Source organism: Neobacillus sp. K501 (genome assembly GCF_053749995.1).
In genome coordinates this window covers 268,471-293,414 of the sequence record NZ_JBSLYA010000004.1, presented here as the reverse complement: position 1 = coordinate 293,414, position 24,944 = coordinate 268,471, and the positions used below count along the sequence as shown (strand labels likewise).

Genomic DNA, 24,944 nt, shown 5'->3' with positions numbered 1-24,944 from the left:
GGGATGTAAGATATGAACGTTGAGCTTAATCGCTGGAGAATTTTAATTGCTTCAACACTAATAAACATCTGTGTGGGAGCCATCTATGCCTTTAGTATTTTTGCCTTACCATTAACGAAAGTATTTGATGCCACCATGCCAGAAATTATGATGGCCTTTACGATTAACGCAGCCATTTCTCCTATTCCAATGATACTAGGAGGGAAATTAGTCGATAAAGGTGGTGCAAAAATCGCTATTCTTCTTGGCGGTTCGATGTTTGGACTTGGATTTATCTTAACCGGTTTGGCAACAGCCCCATGGATGTTATATATCACGTACGGTGTCATCACCGGTTTAGGTCAAGGAATAGTGTATTCTGCCACAATTGGAAATTCAGTTAAGCTATTCCCTGATAAAAGAGGATTGGCTGCTGGAATTGTAACGGCAGGATATGGCGGTGGGACAATCGTGATTGCTCCAATTGCCAATGCATTAATCGTCAGTAATGGTGTCCAAGCTGCCCTTATTACGCTAGGTATCTCATTTTTAGTGATTATTTTAGGCTGTAGCTTGTTGGTTAAACCATGTCCAGTTGGTTATCTTCCGCAGGGATGGACTCCACCAGCAGCAAGTACGAATAAGGGAGGCATTAATATCCCTTGGAATGAAATGGTTAAAAAGCCTTTGTTTTATGTAATTGCAAGTTTGTTCTTAATCGGTGCCTTATCTGGAATGATGGTTACTTCTAATGCATCGATTATCGGTCAAACCATGTTTGGCTTATCAGCAGCCACGGCCGCTTTATTTGTCAGTTTATACTCTCTTAGTAACTGTCTTGGACGTGTTTTCTGGGGGGCTGTTTCTGATAAGATCGGCCGGACAAAATGTTTAATGATTATTTATATCGTCATTGCCGCGATGATGTTGACAATTGCTTTGGCGCATTCAGTAGCTGGGTTTGCGGTAGCGATTATCGGTATCGGCTTGTGCTTTGGCGGTACAATGGGAATCTTTCCATCTATCGTTGGCGAGAAATTTGGCATGAAATATTATGGTGTCAACTATGGGGTAACCTTTATCGGTTATTCAGGAGCAGCGTTCTTTGGCCCAAGGATTGCCAATGGAGTTGCAGCAGCCAATAATGGAATGTTCACGAACGCATTCTATATCGCTCTAGTGATTTCCTTAGTTGGGTTTGCCTTAACCTTTATTTTTAAAGCAATGGAAAATAAACCAATGACAACAAACCATACAAAAGCTGCTTAAAATCTAAGATTAAAAACTCTAGGAGGAAGATTAAAATGAGTATTACAAAATTATTAGGAATCAAATATCCCATTTTTCAAGGTGGAATGGCACAAATTGCCACAGCTCCATTAGTAGGTGCGGTAGCAAATGCCGGAGGTTTAGGAATTATCGGATCGGGTGGGTTTACGGCGGAACGTTTACGTGAAGAAATTCAAAAAACGAAGGCGATTACCGAAAAACCTTTCGCTGTTAATTTAATGTTAATGATGAAAAATATTCCCGAATTAATAGAAGTTATTCTGGAAGAAGGAGTAAAAATTGTTACAACGGGTGCAGGTACTCCCGCTCCTTACATGGAAACCTTCAAAGCAAATGGCATCATCGTTATTCCAGTCGTGCCGTCTGTGAAAATTGCGAAAAAGATGGAAGCTTTAGGTGTCGATGCAATTGTTGCAGAGGGGACGGAAGCTGGTGGACATGTTGGTGAAACAACGACCATGGCATTATTGCCTCAAGTTGTGAGCGCCGTTTCCATTCCAGTCATTGGAGCTGGCGGTATCGCCGATGGCCGTGGGATCGCAGCCGCATTCGCTTTAGGCGCACAGGGTGTACAAGTGGGAACTCGCTTCTTGGCAACTGTCGAATGCCCTACACACCCTCAGTTCAAACAAGCCGTCATCGATGCGGATGATACTAGTACAATCGTTACTGGCCGCAGTCTTGGTGGTCCTGTACGAAGTATTAAAAATAGCATGGTGGCTGAATTTCTTAAGCTTGAAAATCAAAATGCTTCTCGTGATGAACTAGAGAAATTAAGTATGGGCTCTTTACGTAAAGCTGTGTTTGAAGGAGATACAGATCGAGGTTCTGTCATGGCAGGGCAAATTTGTGGACTGTGTAATGAAATCACAACGGTTGAAGAAATGATTACCAGTATGTTTGATGAAGCGCAGGAAGTACTAAATCGACTTGGAAAAATAACCATTGTTGATAAAGCAAGAGAGTTAGAATTGGTGTAAGCTATACAGTCTAACAGTGCCTTTTTCATAAAGGAGCTGTTGGGCTGTTTTTTTCTATATTAAACGTGGAAAGATTTCATAAATTCGACACTGTCTTACCCTACTCCCCCATCTATAATTGGATAGTAGGGATATGAAAAATTGAGGGGGATTTTACGCTATGAAGAAAAAACCCATTAAACTTTCTGCAGATAAAAATATGAAGGATCTTCCCTCTACTTTGTTTGTAACAGATGCAGAGGGCAATATATTAATTTCGAATGAGTTTACCGCTTTGACTATAGGAATACCATTAGAAGAGTTACTAAAGTACAATGTGAACGATTTGGTGAAAGCAGGCTATTATAATCGTTCCATTACAATGGAGGCGATTCAAAGTAAGCAAAAGGTTAGCCGTATCGTGAATACCAACCGAGGATTTAGTGTTCGGTCCACATCGATTCCCATTCTTAACAAAGCTGGTGAGGTTCAGCTTGTAGTCACGACATCCATCGAAAATAAAGAAAAATTGCCGATTTTTGAAGTAAACAACCAGACCAGTGAAAAACATGAAAAGAATGAAGAAGAAACTGGATTAGAGAAAGATACAAGGATCGTTGCCGAAAGTTTAGCGATGAAGCAAATTGTTAAGGTATGTAATCAAATCGCGTCTTATGATACGAAGGTGTTAATCTATGGTGAATCTGGGACAGGTAAAGAAGTGATCGCTAAATATATCCATCAAAAAGGCGATCATCGGAATGGTCCATTTGTTACCATTAATTGTGCAGCGATACCTCCGTCTTTATTTGAATATGAATTGTTTGGATATGAAAAAGGGGCCTTTTCAGGTGCAGAAGAAGAAAAAATAGGCATGATTGAGGCGGCGAATGATGGGATATTATTTTTAGATGAAATTGCCGAAATGCCTTTAACTTTTCAAGCAAAGCTATTGCGGGTGATCGAGAACAATGAAGTAAGAAGAGTAGGGGGTATTCGTAATATCCCTATCAATGGTCGGATCATAACGGCTACGAATCGGGATTTGTGGAAAATGGTGAAAAAAGGGTTGTTCCGAGAGGATTTATATTATCGAATTAATGTCATTCCGATTCATATTCCGCCACTCCGTCAGCGAAAATCAGACCTTGTCGGACTTATTTCGTATTTCATCTCGGAATTTAATCAAAAGTATGATAAGAGTTTTGTCCTAAGTGCAGAAGTGTTTCAAAAAATGCTCTGGCAGGACTGGCCAGGTAATGCAAGAGAATTAAGAAATTATTTGGAGAGGCTGGTCATTACGGAACAGGTTTATGCGGAACAACAGTCAGAAGGAAATGTGACCGATTGGTTTACGATGGATTACTTTATTCAAAGCAACTTGACAAAGCTATCTAAATTGAAGGATTTCACTTCGATTGCAGAGGGTAGGTACATAAAACAAATGCTTGAATCCTGTCATGGTAATGGGACAGAAGCAGCAAAAAAATTAGGTGTTGATCGATCCGTTATTTATAGGAAATTAAAGAAAATGGAAAAAGTACTAGAGAAATAGGAAAACACACGCATAATGGGAGGGTCAAAAATATTTCTTCGACAAATTTTTAATAGAAACCAGGGAAGTTTCGTTATTACGAAGGGGTTTCCGCCAGTATTAAACAAACGATTGATTAGTAGAGATCAAGGTTAATCAATCGTTTGTTTAATACTGTTGTTTTTATTGCCATATAGGGCTTTTAACCGTTTAGTATGGGAGAAATTTGTTGAAATAAGAAAAACCACCATCCCAGGTGGTCAGTAACGAGGTAATTTATTTGGATTCAAAACAATATAAATCTCGTTAATTTTTTCCTGTCGAATATAAAAGCTAAGGATGCTATGAATCTTGTTATTCAGGTAAAATACGATTCCCGGCTGAGCATTGACATTTTTCACCTCAAAATAAAAGCCTTCGGGAGCCTTTTTGACGATACCCGATAAAAAGGCGCTGACGTTGGTGAGGGAGACAATGGGACGAATCGCCGCTTTGACGATTCCACCGCCATCCGAGTATAGCGTGACATTCGTAGAAATAAGCTCCAATAAGGCATCAGTATTTTGCGTTTGAAAAGCTTGAATAAACTGATGAATAAGGGACTTGTTTTTTTCATAATGCAAGCTTTCATTCTCGACATGTGCGATTCTTTGCTTTGCGCGACTATAAATTTTTCGGCAGTTTTGTTCTGTTTTTTCAATCATGTTGGCAATCTCTGAATAGGGGAAATTCAATACCTCTCTTAGTAATAATACCGCGCGTTCATCAGGTGTTAGATGCTCCATCATCCGTAGGTAGGCGATACTCAAGCTTTCTTTTAGCAAGAATACTTGGGATGGATCGAGTTCCAGTGATTTTTCTAATAAAAGCGGCTCGGGATTCCATGTTCCCACATATTGTTCGCGCTTGTTTCGGGCAGACTTTAAGACATCGAGGCAGCGGTTCGTCATCATTTTGCAAAGATAGGCTTTTTTATGCTCAATTTCTTCCTCGTTGATTTGGTACACTTTTAAAAAGGTTTCTTGCACCATATCCTCGGCTTCCGTTACGGAGCCTAACATTCGGTACCCTAATGAAAACAACAATGGTTTAAATTGCTGGTATTCTTCGTTCGAAATCTGCACTCTTCTTCCTCTTTTCGTTTAAAATGATTTCCTCCGCAGCTTGTTTCCCAGTGCTGACGGCTGCATCGGCTAAAATGCAGTCGGGAGAAGCCCAGTCTCCTGCTAGATAGAGTCCGGGAATAGCTACTTTCGCGCGCTGCAGCATATGCTCATCGCCTGCTTGTGGCAGGCGTTGGTTGACGATGATGTTAGGGAGAAAACGGCTAGTAATCTTGTATTCTTTCCAGCCTGGTTGAAGCTTTTCTAAAAATTGTTCCAGTTCAATTTTAATCATGGTTGCATCTAGGGATTGGTCTGGATGGTGATATTTAAAGACATGAAGAACGGCACTAGTTGAATCGTCTGAGAGTCGGGCATAAGGTGAATGGACGGAAAAATAGAGCGGGTCCGTGATGCCCATCGCGAATAATTGCTTTGGATTCGGGAGCTGCGTTAATGCTACATCCAACGTTGCGCCTCTAACGGGTGTGAAATTTGGCAATTGGTTTTCACCCAATATTTCGTTTAATTCGTCAGGGCTCGTGGTACAAATGACATGGTTGGAGAGAATTTCTTCGCCATTGGCAAGCTGTATTTTAAAGGGCCACTTTTCGTTTTGTTCGATTTGTTTCACCGTGGCGTGCTGTTGAACCTCGACTCCTGCGATAATGGCTTGATTATGGAGCTGGTCGATGATGGTTTGCCAGCCGTCATCGAGATATAGAACACCGCCCATGGCATTTCTCATATTGGTTAACATGATTTTTGCACTTACCATTTCGGGCGCATGGCAATAGGTTGCTAGCCTGCCAAGGACATAGAGCAAGGATTGTACCTTTGTAGAGCGGGCTGTTTGCCTCACCCATTGTTGGAAGGTCTGCTCAGTTAGCTTTCCTGTATCGATTCGCATGATTTTCGCCAACGCTGCAATCCACTCCAACCGTTCTTTGCCATTGAAAAGATTGGTTGTGAAAAGTCCTAACGGAGAAAGTGGTGCCGGGTATTGCTGGCTGTCTTCTATCAGTGTGCCAGCGAGTTTGGGTGATTTCCCCTGAAGTTCAATACGTAATTCTTCGAGAATGTCCTTGGCTTTTCCTCTTTTATAAAGGGCGTGTGGGCCTAAATTTAAATATTGGTGATTTACCTTGTTGGTTCGAGCCCTCCCGCCAACATGCTTTCCTTTTTCGAGTAGTAAAATTGATAAATCGGCTTTAGCTAAATAATTCGCCGCTACATATCCAGCCAATCCACCGCCAACAATCACAACATCCCATTTCTGTTTCATAAAATGACCTCCTTTTTTTCCTTCATACTCAAGACGAGGGAGGGGGGATCGATGTGACAGATTTTCCTTTGAATTTTTATACTTTTTTTAAATTTGATTTAGAGAGGGTTTAGACTTGGACCTTATGATGAATATCAGAAAGCTTTACAAAAAATATTCATTGGAGGGGGCATGATGAGAAAAAAGTGGATAACAGCGGGAGTAGGTTTAGGAGTCGGGGCGGTGATGTTGATGGCAAGTGGTTTTTCCGCGATGGCGAACACATCAGGCTATGATGCTTACAAAACAGCGTTGAAAAATACGAAGGCGGAAACAAGTTTCACGACCAATGTTGACTTGACGATTTCGGATAACGGAAAAGAGCTGGTCGCAGGAACCGTGGATATGAAAGTAAATAAGGAACAGAAATTGGGAAGTGTGGCTGCGACAATAGGTGATAACCTCTCTTTGAATGTGTATCGCCAAGATGGGAAGGTAGTGATTAGAAGCAGCAAAGATGATGTTTACAGGGTAAAGGAAATCACTAACCAAAATTAGAAAGGGACAGGTGATCACCATAAAGCGGTCGAGCAGGTATTCGATATTTGGGTTGCGCTTTTTGTAAATATCCTTGTCATCGAGTGGGGAATTCTCAAGCGAGTTAGTAAAGACAAATAGATAATAGATCACCAAAAAATCCCCTGAAAATTATTCTAGGGATTTTTTTGGTGATGCTCAAACTGCTTATTCCACTAATACTGTAGATTTTTTAGCTTTATTAATAAACTCATAAAAAATTAATGTGGCGGGTTGGACAATTAGATAAACAGGTAATGAATAATAGAGCTTCCACCACTTGTATTCTATAACATGAAAATAATGTGAGAGCCATTCAAAAGCTACCCCGCCAAAGGAGCTTATGACAATATAAAGAAAAAGATAAAATCCCTTTATTTTCCATTTGTCATAAAAGTACACAAAAAAGTAAGCGAAAGGTATATAAAGAAAATACGAAATGAAATCAAATAATTCATATTTATTTGTGTCCATAACATCATATAAATCTAATGTTTGTCCGGCTAAAATATGATCACATATTCTTGCTACAGTAGAAGCAAACATGCATAAAAGAATGGATATACTTAATGGAAATCGTCTAGGGAGAATTGACATGAAAGTAATAGTAATTGAAAGTGTAATGATAAGAAACAATTCATTTTGGTCAAATGATTTTGGAAGGGGCATTATCCTCTAAAATCTCCTCTCTTTTCGTGATTCTATTAAAACCCTTATGAAGCAGGGTAGAAACAAAAAGAAGAATCGTTATTACCAAAATAGACTTCCAAATGCTCCAATCATTATAAATTATCACCTTCCATTGGACGAGCAGATATTCAATTGAATATAAAATAACAACATAAAAAATGGAGAAAAGTAATCTTTTTTTAAAATCAGACATGAGGGTTACTATATTGAGATACCCAAGAATCATTAGTGGCATTACAAATACTTCTAAAAGTCGAAATATAATTAATAATTCTATCGTATTTGATAAACCCCACACATTGGTATTAGTACTTAATATTGCATAATAATTTGTAAAAAAGTACTCTAAAAAAAGGATGATAAAGATGTTATCTAATATATGAAGAGATTTTTTTAAGAAAAAAATGAAGAGGATTAGTAAAATTGTAATGACAACAAAGGTAACTAATTTCATCATAATCAGCCCAAATACCAATAATTTTTTACATATTCAATAACATATCCTTAATGACAATCATTATTCAGTTCAACATCACACACTACTTTTTAAACTAGCTAACGTGACTGTGAAACTGGGCCTAAGGTCCTGGGTTATATAAAAAAACCTTCAAGCTGCCTTTCTTGTCCAAGGTGGCAAGCAGAACGTTTTGAATCTCCGCTTGATAGTTGTTTTTTAAACTAGATATCAGCCAATCTTCATCTTTGTTCATTTGATTTAACTCTTGACGAATGAGTTTCCCTTCCTTAATGATCGTCTTTGGCATATCAAATGGCTCGGTTTTGATTTTAAGAGCAGCGGGTGTTACCGGTTCGTATTGTGGATCCAGAAAAACAGACATTTTTCCGTCCGCTTCCCACATCGCAAGGGCAACATTTTTCACATCTTCTACCTTTTCTTTTCGTAATTCTTCTAATAACACATCAATCGAGATTCTTGCTTTATTTAGACCCTTAGATAGGATTTCTCCATTCTGTATTAGGATAATCGGGGCATGATTGATCCATTTTCGAAGCCCTGGCCATTTAAGGATGCTGAAAATACTCACCAGATAAAGCGTGGTTAACACAAGGGTAGTAATCATCGACCCTTTAAGCCCAAGTTCTTCGTCAGATAACGGATGGGCGATAATGTTTCCAATCACTAAGGCCATCACGAAATCAAGCAGCCTTAATTGAGAGATAGCGCGCTGGCCCATGATTTTTGCTACTACTATTAAAAAGAAATAAGCAATAATTGCCCTAAGAATCCACTCCATAGCAGTAAGTGTTTCCTGGCCGTGGAAAAAATTCATCCGAAACACACCCTTTATTCCAATCACTTCCCAGATTAGTTTGACCTAATGACATTTTAATAACCCAAATATTAGTGAAAAAAAGAGACCTGTCACAGTTAGACGGTCTCACCCTAAATTTATAGAACCTCCACTTCACTCATTAATGCATGCGTATTCCCCTCTGTGTCTTTAAAAAATGTCATCCACGTTTCGGTTTGTCCCATTTTTGCCACCACATGTGGTTCATCGATAAAGGTAACTTCCTTCGCTATTAAATCCTCATATGTATCTTTGATATTTTCTACTTGAAAATAAATAACTGAACTGGAATGAGCAAACTCCTCTTTTTCAGGGAGGCTTAACAATAGTCTTAATCCTTCACATTCCAAGAATGCCATATTGTCCGTATTAAATAATAGAGTTAGACCAAGTTTGTTTTTATAAAAATCAATGGCCTGTTCTAAATTTTTCACCGGTATCCCAATTTGACCTACTTTTTGAATCTTCTTCGCTTCCATCTTCAAAACTCCTCTTTTAACGACTTCTTTATTAATAATATCAGAATTTTTAGAATGTAACTAACTTGTAGAAAAAAATATCAAGTGTTAGTATACTTAATATATATTAGTATATAAAAGGGTGAGTTATCATAAAAAATGAACCTCTATACCAACAAATAAAAAATAAAATAAAAGGTCTAATACAAACTGGCAAGCTGCGTGTGGGTGACCGTGTTCCCTCCGAAAAAGAGTTAATGGAGGAATATCATGTCAGCCAGATCACGACGAAAAATGCACTAGCGGGTCTTGCGGAAGAAGGGATTGTTGAGAGAATCAAGGGAAAAGGCACGTTTGTTTGTGAAAGTTACCTAACTACTTCAAATCATCAATTGAATAAACAAAAGGGATTAATCGGGCTTATTCTTCCTAGTATGAAAACGAAAATTGAACAAGAGTTTGTTAATTGTATAGAAAAGTATGTATCAAATACTGGACATAATCTGATTATCAAAATTACAAGAGAGTCTCAATTTGAAGAAGCCGATGCGATCGAGATGTTTAGAAAAATGGAAGTCAGCGGCATGATTATTTTTCCTACAGAAAAAGAGACCTATAATGAAGCTGTCCTTAGACTTTCACTGGATAAATTTCCTTTTGTGCTAATTGATCGATATATGGAAAATATTTTAACGTATAGTGTGACCTCTGAAAATGAAGCTGGAACTTTCGAAGCCATCTCCTACTTATTAAATAAAGGGCATAAAAATATTGGGCTGATATCTCCAATTATCACCAATACAGTAACAAATGAGAGATCGAAGGGATTTGAAAATGCTTTTTTAAAAAGAAGAACGACCATCAATAAGAACCTATGGCTTCTCTTAGGTTTCAATGATATTCAAACGAATAAAAGCCCGAAGCTCATTAAGGATTTTCTAGTAAATAAGCCTGAAGTGACAGCTGTATTTACTATGAATGCAGAATTAGCTCATTATACGCATTTAGCCATAAATTCTTTAAAGAATGAAAGCTGTAGAGAAATTGAATTACTGACCTTCGACCCTCCAGGTATCACTGGTGTTTCCTTTATAAAGCAAGATATTGATGAATGTAGTAAACAAACCGTGGGCCTCCTATTAGAACAAATTGACGGGATTTACAATCCGAAAAGAATTTTTGTACCTGTCCAATTAAAATCAAGTGAAAATATAGAATGGTTAGATACACTATTAACTTAATTAAAATATCCTGTGTAACCCAAACATTAGCAAAATCTTCTGCCGATGTTTGGGTTTTTATTTTATAGAAATGTCTAACTATTTGTCATTAAAGTATATTTTATACTAACCTTAGTATGTTAATGTTATTTCACTTAATATAAAATTATAGATGTAAGCACTTCCATTAACTGTATTTCCTGAATTTTTTAAATAAATACACCAAAAGGAGTTAATATAAAATGACAGAAAAAAACATTCCAAGAAAAGAATATCCACGTCCTCACTTTGAAAGGGAAGACTGGTTGAATTTAAATGGGGAGTGGAATTTCCAATTTGATCGAGAGAACAAAGGAGAAAAGGAAAAATGGTATATGGAATCCCATTTTGATAAAAAAATAATGGTTCCTTATACATACGAAACAAAAGCAAGTGGGATTGGCGAGGAAGAATTTTGTCCTTATGTCTGGTATCAAAAAACCATCACTATTCCTAGTGAATATGAAAATAAAAAGATCATCCTTCATTTCCAAGCAGCTGATTATATAACAAAGCTATGGGTGAACGGAACGTTTGTTGGTGAAAGAAAGGGAGGGCAAATCGCCTTTTCATTTAATATCACTGACTATTTAAATGGGACAAATGAATTAAATATTGTCGTAAAAAACGAAGATAGTCAAAGCTGCTTTCAGCCAAGAGGAAAACAACGATGGTTAGATAATAGCTATGAATGCTGGTATGTTCAAACCACAGGGATTTGGCAAACAGTTTGGCTTGAGTTTTTAAATGAAGCACATGTTCAAGCAGTCAAAATAACTCCAGATATCGATTCAGAATCCGTTGAGTTTGCCTATGAAGTTTCAGGTAATATCGATCAGTCCTTAGTATTAAGAACATCGATCTCTTTTAAAGGACAGGAAATAAAATCATTCGATCAAGCTGTAAGTCGTCGAAATCAATCCATTACTACTAATATTGCAAGTGAGTTTCATCATTGGAGAGTGGTACATTGGAGTCCGCAAGCTCCGAATTTATATGATGTCGAATTTACATTATTGAAGAATAGTAAAGTAATAGATCATGTAAAGTCCTATTTTGGGATGAGAAAGGTCTCGATCGAAAATGGGAATGTGCTGCTAAATAATATTCCGCTGTATCAGAAGCTTATTTTGGATCAGGGTTATTGGGAGGAGTCCCATTTAACACCACCTTCAGAAGAAGCGATTATTGAGGATATTGATCGGACATTAGAAATGGGCTTTAACGGAGTAAGAAAGCATATGAAGGTGGAAGATCAGCGATATCTCTATTGGGCTGATAAAAAGGGTTTGCTTGTTTGGTCTGAAATGGCTGCAACCTATGAGTTTTCAGATGAGGCTGTTCAAAATTTTACCGAGGAATGGATCGAGATTGTTAAACAGCATTATAATCACCCATCTATTATTACTTGGACTCCATTTAATGAATCTTGGGGTGTGAAAAATATTTATACAGACGTAAAACAGCAAAAGTTTACTGAAGGAATCTATCATCTTACAAAAGCGCTTGATAGTATGCGGCCTGTTATAGTAAATGATGGCTGGGAGCATACCATTTCAGACATTATCACCCTGCATGATTATGTAGAATACGGCGATGAATTTTTAAAGCGATATCGTGATAAAGAAAAAGTCGTTCAAAACGATCTTGCGTTTAATAATTTTAAGCATGCGATGGCCCAAGGGTATCCATATAATGGACAGCCAATCATTATAAGTGAATATGGCGGCATTGCCTTCAATTCCGAAAAAGGCTGGGGCTATGGTAATCAAGTGAAGAGTGAAGAGGAATTCTTACAACGCTATGAATCTATTACTCAAGCCATTAAAGATACTCCTTATATTAGTGGATTTTGCTATACACAAATTACGGATGTGCAGCAGGAGGTAAACGGATTACTAACAGAAACTCGAGAACCTAAAGTAGACTTAAGCAAAATTAGGTCTATTAACAATCAGTAGTTGCCAGATTGATAATAAGTTTGTATAACCCCCTCTGGCTGCAAGATATTAAAATACAGCCAAGGGGATTTATATAAAGTAACATATTTCATTAAAACAAGTGCTTACTATGAATTTTGCGGCAGTTCATTGAGAGGGGGACAAGTTTCAAGCTTTAAAGTTATCAATTAATATTAAAAAAATCAGGGGGAAAACCAATGAAGAAAATATCATTATTCATGTTCTCAATTCTTTTTGTGGTTATGACTGCTTTGTCAGGATGTAGTTCATCCAGTTCATCAAGTTCAGGCTCTTCAGGTTCATCTAAAAACGAAATTGTCTATTGGAACCCTTTTACAGGTCCTGATGGCGAGAATATGAAACAAATCGTTGAGGAATACAACAAGACAAATCCAAAATTCAAGATCAAAAATGTATCCATTGAAGCTGACGATATGTATAAAAAGATTCCAACAGTCGTTAACTCTGGAAAAGGAATTCCTGATCTAACCATTGTCCATGCTGAGAGGATTAAACAATTTGTTGATAATGACTTATTATCTACTTATGATGACCAATTAGCTGATTATCCTGAAATTAAAGCAGAAAACTATGTACCAGCAGGTTGGGAAATTGGTAACATTAATAATAGTAGATATAGCGTGCCGTTAGATGTACACAGCTTTGTTATGTATTACAATAAAGATTTACTAGAAAAATATGCGCCGAATGCACTTGATGATAATGTCATCACATTTGATGAAATTAGAGAAGCTGGAGAAAAATCTCAAAAAGACAAGATTACTGGTATTGGTATCACTTGGACGCGCCCAATTTTCCTATCGATCTACAATCAGCTTGGCGGCGATATTACTAGTGATGGTGAAAAGCCGACCCTTGATACTCCAGAAGCAAAGGAAGCACTACAATTATTAAAAGGTCTTGTTACCGATAAAATTGCTAACAAGGATGGAGAAGATCCAGGTCAATTATTCAAATCCGGTAAGGCAATCTTTTACCCTGAAGGTATTTGGATGCAAAATAGCGTGAATGAAGCGAAAAAATTAAATTGGGGTTTAACAACCTTCCCTCAAGTTTCACCAGATAAAATTGTAAACTGGACGTCCTCTCATCAATTCGTTATGTTTAACGACAAAAATCGATCTGAAGAGAAGACAAAGGGAATCATGGATTTCCTTGATTTTGTCAGAGAAAATTCACTCCCATGGGCGAAAGCCGGGCAAAACCCTGCAGCATTAGCGACATTAGAAAATCCAGAATTTAAAGAACTGCCGCAGGCATTCTTAATTGAGAATCCAGAAATGCAGCAAACTCTTAAAATCTTTGATTATAAGTACAATGGTTTTGTAGCCGAAGAAGTTGATAAATTGGTCGGCGATGCGATTTATGGAAAATTAGATATTGATAAAGGACTAAAAGCGGCTCAAAAGGCCGTTGAGGATAAAATTGCAACCAATAAATAAAATGCCTAGAAATTAGTTTATGAATATTAGGTGTTAGCAGAATTATAGAGAAATCCTTATAAGAGTGTAAGGATTTCTCTCTCTATTCGATCACATAAGTATAGGAGTTAAAAATTATGATCAATACTGGAGTGAACAAGGAAATAAATATGTCTTCAGGACTAGAAAAACATTCGGGTAAAAACCGTATTAATCTTTCTCCGTATCTTTACATCGGTCCACATCTAATATTATTTGCTATCTTTTTTCTTATTCCCACGGTATACGGTATTTATATTTCATTTACCAGCTGGGATCTAATCGGAGATCCCGAATTTGTTGGCTTCGCTAATTATCAAGAAATATTGTTTAATCAGAATTCTACCTTTTACGATCAACTGCGTACCGGCTTGGGCAATACCTTTAAGTTTGTGCTTTATACGGTGCCGGCTTGTATTATTGTTCCATTGCTTTTAGCGGCAGGGCTTAATACGAAACCAAAGGGATTAAAGTTCTTTCAAGCATTATTTTACATGCCGACTTTATTTTCGGTTTCTGCCGTTATGATTATTTTTTCTATGCTTTATAGTGTTTCTTTTGGACCGTTTAATCATTATTTAGGGGTTGAAACGAACTGGCTAGCAACGCAGCCATATTCCTGGATTACCTTAGTTACCGTTACGGTTTGGTGGACAATCGGTGCCAATATGATTATTTATCAGGCCGCTCTTAACGGTATTTCTAAAGATTTATACGAGGCTGCCTCGATCGATGGAGCCAGCAGTGTTCAAAAATTTTTCAGCATCACTCTACCTAGTATAAGATCGCAAATATTATATACAGTTGTTATTACAACCATCTCACAATTTAATGTATATGGACAACCACTCATGTTAACAAAGGGAGGACCAACCAGCTCGACCACCGTATTATTAATGTACATTCAAGAGAACGCCTTTGGTTCTGGAATATCGATTGCCGGAATTGGGGCGGCGATGGCTGTCATCCTCGGTTTATGTATTATGGTTGTTTCAGCGATTCAATTTTTCTTTTTAAGACAACGTGATTAGGAGGTGCTTCCCTTGGAGAGAAAAGGAATTTCAAAAATGATTGGCTTTATCTTTTTACTAGTAATGGCATTAATCTGGATTGTCCCTGTCCTGTATACCATGATTACCTCCTTCAAAAGTGAGGCCGATATTCAAACAAATGCTTTTACAATATTACCGATAAATTGGGTGATTGGTAATTACCAAGATGTCCTTTTTGATAACACAAGTGCTCCCGTTGCAAAATGGTTTATGAACTCGATGATTATCTCAGTGTCACAAACCATACTAGTATTGGTGCTGGTTTCCTTGGCCGCCTATGGATATTCCAGAATGAAATTTAAGGGAAGGGATGCGATCTTTGTTTTTTTAATGGCGACCATGATGTTCCCGGCCGTCGTAAATCTTATTCCACTTTATAGAATTGTGGATACCTTGGGCTGGGTAAACAATTATTTAGCAGCGATTGTTCCAGGGGCAGCGGGTGTCTTTAATATTTTTCTTGTAAGACAGTTTATGCAAGGAATTCCAATGGATTTTGATGAATCAGCGAGAGTGGATGGTGCTTCCGATTTCCAAATATTCTATAAGCTGATTTTGCCGCTGATAAAACCTGTATTGACGGTTGTAGCACTATTTACATTCACAGGTGCTTGGAATGACTTCTTATGGCCATCAATTGTGTTTAATGATGTTGAAAAAATGCCGATTACACCAGGGTTACAATTACTTCAGGGGATGTATGCACTCGATGTAGCTCATGCTTTAACGGGTGCACTGGTAGCCATTGTTCCAACCTTTATCCTCTATTTATTCACACAAAAATACTTTATGGAATCACTTTCCTTGTCATCCGGAGTGAAGGGATAATAAAACAATATCTACCTGTTAAGGAGGTTTCATGATGAATAGGAAGCTAGAGAGAAGATTAATTATGGTCGGTTCTGCATGGCAAATCGTCTCAGGGCTCCTAACCATTTTTGTATATGCGTCTTATATAAAAAATGAAGGATTGAATTCTTCGTATAACACGCTAGCAAAACTGGAGGCTGCACAATCCATTTTTGGCAGTTTGTATATGTTCACGGTTAGCTTTGGAATGCTATTTGTTATATTAGGAATCGTTAACTTTGTTTTGGCGAAGTCATTGAAGGACGATCAGGCCGAAGTTAAAAAACCGATCTGGTTTATTCTCTTGGGGGGTGCCTCCTATCTAGTAATGGATCTGTTAGGGTCATTGATGTTTTTATCGGCAGGAATTTTAGCGTTAGCTAAAAATAAATCAATCTCTAAAATGGTAAACTATCAATTTCAAAAGTAATAATACACGTATCTGTCCTATTCATTCAGTCATTATGGATCTATATAAAATCAATAGTATATAACCAAAGGAAGGGTTAACTTCTATTCGCCTTTGGTTATAGGTTGATTTTTTTTTGTCTAATTTTAACGGTTGAGTGTTGGTGGGAGAATAATCAAGGAGGAGATTTTTCTGAAAAGGTTAGTAATGACGGTCATTTTGGCTTGCTTTCTATTATCCATCCCTTTAAATGGCTTTGCCTACAGTAATCACTTTACACTATCAAATTCTTGGAAATGGGATACGGGAGTGTTTTATGGGGAAGGAGATCCCTATATTTTAAAACATAACGGTACTTATTATCTTTATGTCAGTACGGTGGATGATAAGAGTGGTGTAAAAGCTTGGAAGTCAGAAGATTTGGTGAATTGGGAGTACGCTGGTTTAGTTACGGAGGAACCAACAACAAAAGCTGCCTATGCTCCTGAGGTTGTTTATTGGAATGGTGCGTTTTATATGTATACATCACCTGGCGGGAATGGACATTATGTGTACAAAAGCTCAGACCCATTAGGTCCATTTGTGAAGCAGACAGATAACCTGGGCATGGGGATTGATGGACATGTATTTATTGATGATGATGGAAAATGGTATTTCTATAGTACCGGAGATCAAAGGATTGCGGCACGTCCGATGTCAGATCCTTATACCTTTGGACAAGCTTCAGACACGGGAGCAAAAATGAATGGCTGGACGGAAGGACCTACCATTTTGAAAAGGAATAGTAAATATTTTATGACCTATACAGGAAATCATGTATGGAACAAAGCGTATCGTGTTGACTATGCCGGCAGTGATAGTCCGCTTACTGGTTTTTCACATAACCTTGCACAGAATCCGATTTTGCTAAATACAGAAGGGGCAAATGTAGGACTTGGGCATAATTCAGTCGTTCGAGGGCCGGATCTTGATTCCGAGTATATGGTGTATCACAGCCATGCGAATCCAGGAAGGTATATGAATCTAGATCGAATCGCTTGGAACGGAGATAAAATGGTGGTTCTTGGTCCAACTACCTCAGAACAGCCTAACCCGGACTTAGCTGATTTTAGTGAGCGGTTTACCGAATCATCACTTGATAAGAATTGGCAAAATTTAAATGGGGGAAATTGGATTATTGCTTCGGATATGCCTGCGTGGCTTCAACAAACGACAATCGATCATACCGGTTCGTTTAAACAATTGACGAAGGCTTCCACTTCATCAGATTACACGGCAGAATTCAATATGAAAGTGATTGAACAAGGAACGAAAAGTAATCCGCAAATAGGTGCAGTTTTTTCTTATCAGGATGAAAACAACTACGGCTTAGCGCTATTAAATCCTAAGAAAAATCAATTAGAAACAGTCTTCTTCGTAAACGGAGTCGAACAAAGCAGGGAAGCGACAGATTTACCCGAGGGCTATGATTATACGAAACTCCATCAAATTCGCGTAGAAAAGTCTTCATCCACCTTTAAGATCTTTGTAGATGGAATGCAAAAGCAAACACGTGAAATTGCTGAGCTAAATGGAGGGAAAATTGGATATATCACTACTAATCTTCATGCCGGATTTGGCTATACCGCATTTAGTAATAAAGTGAACGGAAGCAATATATTTGATGCATTTAAACCTGTACCGGGTAAGATAGAGGCTGTTCACTATAACTCAGGTGGTAAAGGTGTAGGTTATCATGACACAACGATAGAGAAGAATACTAGTGGCAAATACAGAAGTGATGCTGTTGATTTTAAAGTGAATTCTGAAGGTGGATATAGCGTAAGCTTGAATCAATCCGGTGAATGGCTTAACTACAATGTTAATATTGCAGAGGATGCTACTTACAATGTCGACCTTAGAGTATCAGCAGCGAGCGATGATGCACAAGTTAAATTAGTGTTAGATGACTCGATTGATTTGACTGGTGTATTAAATATTCCAAAGACGGATGATTGGAAAACATTTTCGAATGAAGGAGTAGAATTACCGAAAGGTCAGCATACTCTAAAAGTTGTCGTTGAAAATGGATCATTTGATTTATCGACGATGAATTTTCAAGAAAATAAACAAGTGAATGAAATCTCTTCTAATTTTAATGATGGAACGAGTGATGATTGGGAAGAAATAGAAGGATATTGGACGGTTAAAACCAATAAACCAAGCTCCTTTGATGCCTTTAAACCAATACCAGGTTCCATAGGGGCCGCCTACTATATAACGGGTGGAGAAGGTGTTGCTTACCATGAAACGACAGCTGAAAATATTGGCGGTGTATTAAGAGGAGATGCTGTTGATATCCGTAATAATCCAAAAGGCGGTACTGCAGTTGGATGGAATCAAACAGGAGAGTGGTTTAAATACAATGTATCCATTAAAGAAGCAGGCCTCTATAATGTTCAATTAAATACGGCAACCACATTTAATGCGGCTAAGGTTCGATTATGGCTAGATGATGAAACGGATTTAACGGGTGTGTTAAATGTTCCCAACACAGGTGATTGGAATAATTGGAAGCCAGTTATTAAAGAAGGAATTACCTTAACGAAGGGTGAGCATACGATTAAGGTAGAGATCGTGGAAGGAGAATTTGACTTTACTGGTCTAGATTTTACATCGTTTGATATTCATAAACCTGTTCCTGGAATTATTGAAGCTGTCGAATACAATCTTGGTGGAGAAGGTGCAGGCTACCATGACAACACTCCTGGGAATAGCGGAGGAAAATACCGCGATGATTCTGTAGATATTCGTGTTAATCCTGAAGGTGGGTATGCGGTTACCTCCAATCAAACAGGAGAATGGCTGGCATATGATGTAAACATTGAAGAAGCAGGCACATATGGATTAGATTTACTTGCATCTGCTGCCGAAAATGGAGGGAAAGTAAAGCTCCTATTAGATGATAAAATTGATTTAACAGGAGAAATGATCATACCAAGTACCGGTGGTTGGAATAATTGGAAAAACACTTCATTAAAGGAGATTTCATTGCCAGCTGGGAAACACACCTTAAAGCTAGTAACCTTACAAGGAGAATTTGATATTTCTAGATTAACACTTCACAGGTTTGACAATTATAAAAAACTGCCAGGACAAATAATGTCGGCTGACTATATTACAGGCGGAGAAGGTATAGGATTTCATGATAATTCTCCTGAAAACATTGGCGGTAAATATCGGAGAGATTCTGTAGATATTCGCGTAAATCCTGAGGGTGGTTACAATGTTGGCTGGAACCAAGCCGGTGAATGGTTAAAATACAATGTCGATATTGAAAAAGAGGATAAGTATCAAATAGAGATAAAAGCTGCAACGGATTTAGAGGGAGGCCAAATTAGACTTTGGCTTGATGATACTGTGGATTTAACGGGTATCATAGATGTGCCAAAAACAGGTGGTTGGGATAACTGGGAAAATGTCATTAAAGAAAATGTGTCTTTGCCAGCTGGAAAACATACGATTAAAGTTGAAATGGTAAAAGGAGAATTTGACTTTAGAAGTATCAATTTTACTTTAGATAATGGGGAACAACCTCCAGCAACTGAAGGGAAATATAGTACAGCACCAGGTACTTTTGCGAAATCTGTACTCGGAGATCGTAAGTGGAAGGATTATACGGTTGAAGCAGATATTAATATTGGATCAGGTAAAGGTGATGGTGGGGTTATTTTTAGAGTGAATAATCCAGCAAATGGTATTGAACTAAATCAAAATAATCCAGATTTTATGCAAGGATATATTGCCTATATCAATAAGGATGGTGTCCATTTAGGAAAATTTAATTATAATTGGACTTACTTAAAAGGTGCTGAAATAAGTGAGCCGTTAAACACTTGGCAGCATATGAAAGTTGTAGCCAAAGGAACAAATATAAAAATATTTGTTGGCGATATGGATACTCCTAAAATAGATTATACAGACAACAGCAGCACAGCGTTTACTCAAGGGAAAGTGGGTCTTAGATCACACTATAATTACACGGAATTTGATAATTTTACGGTAAAACCAATTGAGATCACACATTCATCCATATTAAATGATCTTGATTCATTGATAGAGGCCGGTAATGTTGATCAAAGCTTGTATAAAAGATTAACAAATAAGTTGGAACAGTCCAAAAAACATTTAGAAAAAGACAAATCTACCCAATCGATTAAACATCTTAATGATTTCCGAGAGATTCTTGAAAATGACAAACACTTATCTGAAAATGTGAAGCAAGAACTAGAGGCAGATGCTTTAAGGTTATTAAAGGAAATAAATAATAAAGGAAAATAATCAATCAGTTTGCAAAAAGGCAGAAAGCTTCTTTTCTGCCTAATTTCCTGATCGTCTTGTATTATCCAACGAAGAGTTGGAATATAGTTGGCATGAAGAATAGTGTTGATTATTTCTCCTCTATTTTCGTTAAGTTTGAATTGAAAGGTGTGGAAATTACCTTTGGGGACGGTTTATTATAAAGGTCTAGAATGCAAAATTATTTTTGACTATCAAAATGGCAATTATGAGATTCTGTGTTTGGAAGAAATTCTTCTGGTAAATGAGAGCCAAATAGATTTTCTTGTTGGTAATGTGTAAGGAGTATAAATTCGACCGTATGGCTTTAAAATGACCATTTTTAGTGAAGCGTTTTACTAAAGCTAACAAATGCTGTATTCCAGTGTAACGTGAGAACGCACATTTTTCGAGCTATCGAAAATGTGCGTTTTTTTACACCGTAATAACCACTTTCCCCTGTGCATGCCCCTCTTCAAAATACCTAAATGCTTCGGGCACTTCATTCAACGGATAACATCGATCAAGAACGGGCTTTACTTTTCCGGCTTCAACCAGCTCCTTCAAATACACAAGATCCTTTTGGTTTGGCCTTTGTAAAAAGCTGCCGACTTTCTTCTTTTCCGTCATAGAAATCCAAGGGCCAAGAGTCATCGCCTGAAACATTTGCGCGCCAGCGCCTCCCACATGAATAAAGGTTCCATTAGGATTAAGAGCATGTTTGTAGACAGACATCGGTTGGTAGCCGTTCACCCCTAGAATCAGGTCGTACCGCGGATGATTCCTTGAAAAATCCTCCTTTTTATAATCGATGCAAATGTCTGCTCCAAGTGATTGCGCGATTTCAACATTTCTTGTACTACAGACAGCTGTCACCTCAGCTCCGAGTGCTTTGGCAATCTGGACGGCAAACGTCCCTACCCCTCCAGAGGCACCGTGGATTAAAACCTTTTGCCCTGATTGAAGCTTGCCTTTATCGCGAATACTCTGTAAAGCAGTGACCGCCGCCATCGGAATCGCCGCCGCTTCCTCGAATGATAGATTGGCAGGTTTTAATGCCAATGCTTTTTCGGGAACAGCGGCATATTCAGCGAAACCGCCCCAGCCACTGCCAGATAGGTCTCCAAACACCTCATCTCCCGGTTGAAATTGCGTTACATCCTTACCAACGGCTTCAACCCGGCCGGCGATGTCACCACCGGGTATGGAGTATTTTGGTTTTAGCAGACCAAATGCGAAACGGGCTAAGAACGGCTCGCCTCGCAAAAGGACCAGGTTTCCGTAGTTTACGGATGAGGCATGAATTTTGACCAGAACTTGATGATCAGCAGGGATCGGTTTCTCCACCTCTGTTAAGGCCAGAACATCAGGCGGGCCGTATTTCTCATAACGAATCGCTTTCAAATTGCTTCTCCTCAATTCCTTTGAAATTTTAGGAAAAAAGACACTCTAGTTAAAAGATATTTCAGTTGAGAGAAATTTAAGACAGGTATTTTCAAAGGTTTGTGAGAGTACTTTTCCCTTAATAAAATGCATAGGATAGTTTATAAAATCTGTAGGGGGTTAAAAAATGTACTATATACCTCATGGTTATCCTTACCCATATCCCTATTCTGTTCCTGTACCTATGTATTACGATGTCAGACAGACTTATTACGGGGTGAATCCCTATGATTATTGGGGTTATTCACCAATAGTAAATGGGAGGGTAATGGAGTTAAAGGATTATGGTCCAGAACCGTTTGTCGTGAATATTAATGAGGCATCCAAGCAAAACTCGACCTATCGTACGGCTTTGTGGACGGGAAAACATTTGCAGGTTACCTTGATGAGTCTGAATCCAGGGGAAGATATCGGTTTAGAAATTCACCCTCACCTTGACCAATTTTTACGAGTTGAACAAGGGCAAGGGAGGGTTCAAATGGGTAAGAGCAAGGACCAATTAAACTTTGTTAAAAATGTCCATGATGACTCTGCCATTATGATCCCGGCTGGAACATGGCATAATGTCACCAATACAGGGAATATCCCGTTAAAGCTTTACTCGATCTATGCACCACCACAACATCCATTTGGGACAGTTCATGTAACGAAAGCAGAGGCATTAGCTTCAGAAGAGCACTAGGCGATATTAATAAAGGGAAACCTATATGATGAGGTTTCCCATATCTTATTAAAGTGGTGGATTTTCCACTCCAAAATGAATCCAATCTTCCTTTGGCGGTCCATAAACCCCGAAAGGTTTTATTCCTGCTTGACGCATAAGAACGGTCACTTGGCCACGATGATGAACGATGTGCTTAATGAGTCCCATTAATATTTGTGCGTTGGATTCTTCTCTGCCAAAGGCAGTCTGAACTTTTGCCAACGTTTCGTCTGTCCACTGTTCCTCGACGACCTTGGCTGCATAGGAACTTATATTTTTGAAGGAATCCGCAATTTCTTTGGCAGAGGTTGGGAGATTTTCTTCATTTTCTACTTCTTCGATGTTTAACCCGAAATGAGCTAAATAACCTGGAATACTTGTGGTTAAGTGCCAGGCGATTCTTCCTATAGTACGCCCTTCCGGATGAACCTGCTGTTTTAATGAAGCATCTGTCAAACCGTCCAATACGTTCTGCGTTAATTTCGCTTCGTTGTTCCATTCTCTAATGAAATCTGAAATGGTTACATACATATTTCATTCCTCCACATTCATTCTTTTTCCTCTTTTAGTTTATACTGAATAGGTGACAACATCTGGCACCTATTAGGAGGATTTATGAAAAAATCTGAGCGCTTAAATCAGATGCTGCGGTTTATTAATCAAAAACAAAAATTCAGTTTGAAGGATCTGATGGCTGAATTTCAGATATCTAAGAGAACGGCTTTACGTGATATTGCTTCGTTAGAAGAAATGGGCACCCCTCTTTTTGCTGATTATGGACGTTATGGCGGCTATCAGTTAGTGAAGCCGATGTCATTGCCACCCATATCCTTTACCAGCCAAGAGATATTTGCGCTCTATTTTGCGATGCAAGCTTTGCAGAGTTTGGCAAGCAGTCCTTTTCGATTTTCCTATCAAACGATTCAAGAGAAATTTTTAGAGACGGTTTCCCTTGAACAACGGGAACAAATCGGACAATTTCAAAAAAGAGTTGCTTTCTATCATAACGCCAAAACGCATTACGCTGCCTATTTAGAAGTACTCTTACTCGCTGCGGTACGGAATCAGGTGGTATCGATCCAATACACTTCCACAAAACAATCACAGCGCAGGATTCAGCCAATTTCGATTTATCTCATGAAAGGATATTGGTATTGTCAGGCGTATGATTTGGATAAAACGGCCTATCGCGTTTTTCGCTGTGATCGAATCGAAAAATTAGAGATATTGGATCAACCGCCAGTGATCGATTTAAAAAATATTCATCTTGAAAATGCACATGGCCTTTGGGAACCGAGCACGCAAGCTGTTCCGTTTAAATGCCTGATTACTTCAGAAGGTGTGGAGGTTTTTCAGCAGCAGCCGTTTCCTTCTATGAGGGTAGTAGACGAAAAGTATTTGGTTGGAACGTTTGAACCTAGTGAAATGAGCTTTATCATTTCCTATTTGGCAAGCTACGGTAAGAAGCTCAAAATCATCGAACCCGTTTTTTTAAAAGAGAAACTTAAAGAATACTACTTAGATTTGATAGAAAATTTGTAAGAGGAGAGGACAATGGAAATAACCTTAATTCGACATGGGAAGTCACTGCACATTGAAAATGATAAAATCACCTGTTTGGATTTTCAGCAGTGGGTTGAGAAATATGATAACAATGGCGTGTTTGAGGAATCAACCTATCCTGCTGACACCATCGAAAAAATAACAGCTGCCAAGATCGTGGTGACCAGCGACTTAAAACGCGCAGTAGAGTCTACCCAGTTATTGAAACCAGGGGGAAAGGTCATTTCTAATCCGATTTTTCGAGAAACGGAGTTACCGAGATTAGAGATGAAGTTACTAAAATTAAGACCAAATCTGTGGGCGGTTCTTTTAAGAATCCTATGGTTAGGTGGCTATTCGAACGAGTGCGAGTCATTATCAGCTGCCAAATTAAGAGCGAAAAAGGCTGCACAGCAATTAACCGATGTGGCTGCAGAAAATGGGGCCGTTGCCTTGGTTGGGCATGGTGTCTTTAATAGATTAATTGCAAAAGAATTACAGAAACAAGGCTGGAAAGGTAAAAGAAATACAACTGCTAAGCATTGGAATGGTACGAGTTATTATTATTTCACTGAATGAAAAAGGTAGAGGGTCAGTGGGGGACAACGAAAACGAAGCGAGAATCGGTACCATGGGAATGCGCCAATGTCCTGAAAATGAAAGCGAAGCGAAATTCAGTACAATGAAAGGCCGCCAATGTCCCCAAAATGAAAACGAAGCGGAATTCGGACCATGGGAAGGCGCCAATATAAGAAAGTTATC

20 protein-coding genes are annotated in these 24,944 nt (G+C 38.4%); 14 read left to right on the top strand and 6 right to left on the bottom strand.

Going from position 1 to position 24,944, the window contains the following annotated elements; genetic code table 11:
• Positions 1 to 12: 12 nt before the first annotated feature.
• From ACWM35_RS12070 to ACWM35_RS12060, 3 genes are all read left to right on the top strand, one after another.
• Positions 13 to 1,248 (top strand): L-lactate MFS transporter, encoded by a 1,236-nt coding sequence (locus ACWM35_RS12070; protein WP_454818686.1) that lies wholly within the window; start codon positions 13 to 15, stop codon positions 1,246 to 1,248.
• 35 nt (positions 1,249 to 1,283) lie between these two features.
• Positions 1,284 to 2,249, top strand: a complete 966-nt coding sequence (locus tag ACWM35_RS12065; protein ID WP_454818684.1) for a DUF561 domain-containing protein — start codon at positions 1,284 to 1,286, stop codon at positions 2,247 to 2,249.
• A 160-nt stretch (positions 2,250 to 2,409) separates the two neighbouring features.
• On the top strand, positions 2,410 to 3,783 hold the full coding sequence (locus ACWM35_RS12060) for a sigma-54 interaction domain-containing protein (RefSeq protein WP_454818682.1): 1,374 nt from the start codon (positions 2,410 to 2,412) through the stop codon (positions 3,781 to 3,783).
• 239 nt (positions 3,784 to 4,022) lie between these two features.
• On the opposite strand, the gene ACWM35_RS12055 is transcribed toward ACWM35_RS12060, so the two are convergent.
• Positions 4,023 to 4,886: an RNA polymerase sigma-70 factor gene (locus tag ACWM35_RS12055; protein WP_454818680.1), complete on the bottom strand. Its 864-nt coding sequence runs from the start codon at positions 4,884 to 4,886 to the stop codon at positions 4,023 to 4,025.
• Complete coding sequence (locus ACWM35_RS12050) at positions 4,852 to 6,150, bottom strand: phytoene desaturase family protein (RefSeq protein WP_454818678.1); 1,299 nt, start codon at positions 6,148 to 6,150, stop codon at positions 4,852 to 4,854. The genes ACWM35_RS12055 and ACWM35_RS12050 overlap by 35 nt, the downstream gene beginning before the upstream one ends.
• Before the next feature lie 174 nt (positions 6,151 to 6,324).
• Between ACWM35_RS12050 and ACWM35_RS12045 the strand changes: the two genes are divergently transcribed.
• Entirely contained in the window at positions 6,325 to 6,687 is a 363-nt protein-coding gene (locus ACWM35_RS12045) for a hypothetical protein (RefSeq protein WP_454818676.1), read from the top strand.
• A gap of 1,286 nt (positions 6,688 to 7,973) precedes the next feature.
• Here ACWM35_RS12045 and ACWM35_RS12040 read toward each other — a convergent pair.
• Both ACWM35_RS12040 and ACWM35_RS12035 read right to left on the bottom strand, forming a co-directional pair.
• Positions 7,974 to 8,687: a DUF421 domain-containing protein gene (locus ACWM35_RS12040; protein WP_454818674.1), complete on the bottom strand. Its 714-nt coding sequence runs from the start codon at positions 8,685 to 8,687 to the stop codon at positions 7,974 to 7,976.
• Between the two features lie 119 nt (positions 8,688 to 8,806).
• On the bottom strand, positions 8,807 to 9,187 hold the full coding sequence (locus ACWM35_RS12035; RefSeq protein ID WP_454818672.1) for a VOC family protein: 381 nt from the start codon (positions 9,185 to 9,187) through the stop codon (positions 8,807 to 8,809).
• 128 nt (positions 9,188 to 9,315) lie between these two features.
• Between ACWM35_RS12035 and ACWM35_RS12030 the strand changes: the two genes are divergently transcribed.
• The 7 genes from ACWM35_RS12030 to ACWM35_RS12000 all read left to right on the top strand — a co-directional run bounded on the left by ACWM35_RS12030 (position 9,316) and on the right by ACWM35_RS12000 (position 20,497).
• Complete coding sequence (locus ACWM35_RS12030; protein ID WP_454818945.1) at positions 9,316 to 10,407, top strand: GntR family transcriptional regulator; 1,092 nt, start codon at positions 9,316 to 9,318, stop codon at positions 10,405 to 10,407.
• A 221-nt stretch (positions 10,408 to 10,628) separates the two neighbouring features.
• Positions 10,629 to 12,386 (top strand): glycoside hydrolase family 2 protein, encoded by a 1,758-nt coding sequence (locus tag ACWM35_RS12025; protein ID WP_454818670.1) that lies wholly within the window; start codon positions 10,629 to 10,631, stop codon positions 12,384 to 12,386.
• 197 nt (positions 12,387 to 12,583) lie between these two features.
• Positions 12,584 to 13,849 carry an extracellular solute-binding protein gene (locus tag ACWM35_RS12020; RefSeq protein WP_454818668.1) on the top strand — a complete coding sequence of 422 codons (1,266 nt, stop codon included), beginning with the start codon at positions 12,584 to 12,586 and terminating at the stop codon, positions 13,847 to 13,849.
• Positions 13,850 to 13,965: 116 nt separating this feature from the next.
• Positions 13,966 to 14,898: a carbohydrate ABC transporter permease gene (locus ACWM35_RS12015; RefSeq protein ID WP_454818666.1), complete on the top strand. Its 933-nt coding sequence runs from the start codon at positions 13,966 to 13,968 to the stop codon at positions 14,896 to 14,898.
• A gap of 3 nt (positions 14,899 to 14,901) precedes the next feature.
• A complete protein-coding gene (locus ACWM35_RS12010; protein ID WP_454818664.1) occupies positions 14,902 to 15,747 on the top strand; it encodes a carbohydrate ABC transporter permease in 846 nt (281 codons plus the stop codon).
• 34 nt (positions 15,748 to 15,781) lie between these two features.
• A complete protein-coding gene (locus ACWM35_RS12005) occupies positions 15,782 to 16,198 on the top strand; it encodes a hypothetical protein (RefSeq protein ID WP_454818662.1) in 417 nt (138 codons plus the stop codon).
• A gap of 186 nt (positions 16,199 to 16,384) precedes the next feature.
• Entirely contained in the window at positions 16,385 to 20,497 is a 4,113-nt protein-coding gene (locus ACWM35_RS12000) for a carbohydrate-binding protein (RefSeq protein ID WP_454818660.1), read from the top strand.
• Between the two features lie 432 nt (positions 20,498 to 20,929).
• Here ACWM35_RS12000 and ACWM35_RS11995 read toward each other — a convergent pair whose 3' ends face one another.
• Complete coding sequence (locus ACWM35_RS11995) at positions 20,930 to 21,898, bottom strand: NAD(P)-dependent alcohol dehydrogenase (RefSeq protein ID WP_454818658.1); 969 nt, start codon at positions 21,896 to 21,898, stop codon at positions 20,930 to 20,932.
• Positions 21,899 to 22,064: 166 nt separating this feature from the next.
• Between ACWM35_RS11995 and ACWM35_RS11990 the strand changes: the two genes are divergently transcribed.
• Positions 22,065 to 22,619: a cupin domain-containing protein gene (locus ACWM35_RS11990; protein ID WP_454818656.1), complete on the top strand. Its 555-nt coding sequence runs from the start codon at positions 22,065 to 22,067 to the stop codon at positions 22,617 to 22,619.
• Positions 22,620 to 22,667: 48 nt separating this feature from the next.
• On the opposite strand, the gene ACWM35_RS11985 is transcribed toward ACWM35_RS11990, so the two are convergent.
• A complete protein-coding gene (locus ACWM35_RS11985) occupies positions 22,668 to 23,171 on the bottom strand; it encodes a DinB family protein (RefSeq protein ID WP_454818654.1) in 504 nt (167 codons plus the stop codon).
• Between the two features lie 84 nt (positions 23,172 to 23,255).
• Between ACWM35_RS11985 and ACWM35_RS11980 the strand changes: the two genes are divergently transcribed.
• Entirely contained in the window at positions 23,256 to 24,182 is a 927-nt protein-coding gene (locus ACWM35_RS11980; RefSeq protein ID WP_454818652.1) for a helix-turn-helix transcriptional regulator, read from the top strand.
• Between the two features lie 12 nt (positions 24,183 to 24,194).
• Positions 24,195 to 24,761 (top strand): histidine phosphatase family protein, encoded by a 567-nt coding sequence (locus tag ACWM35_RS11975; RefSeq protein WP_454818650.1) that lies wholly within the window; start codon positions 24,195 to 24,197, stop codon positions 24,759 to 24,761.
• Positions 24,762 to 24,944 lie beyond the last annotated feature (183 nt).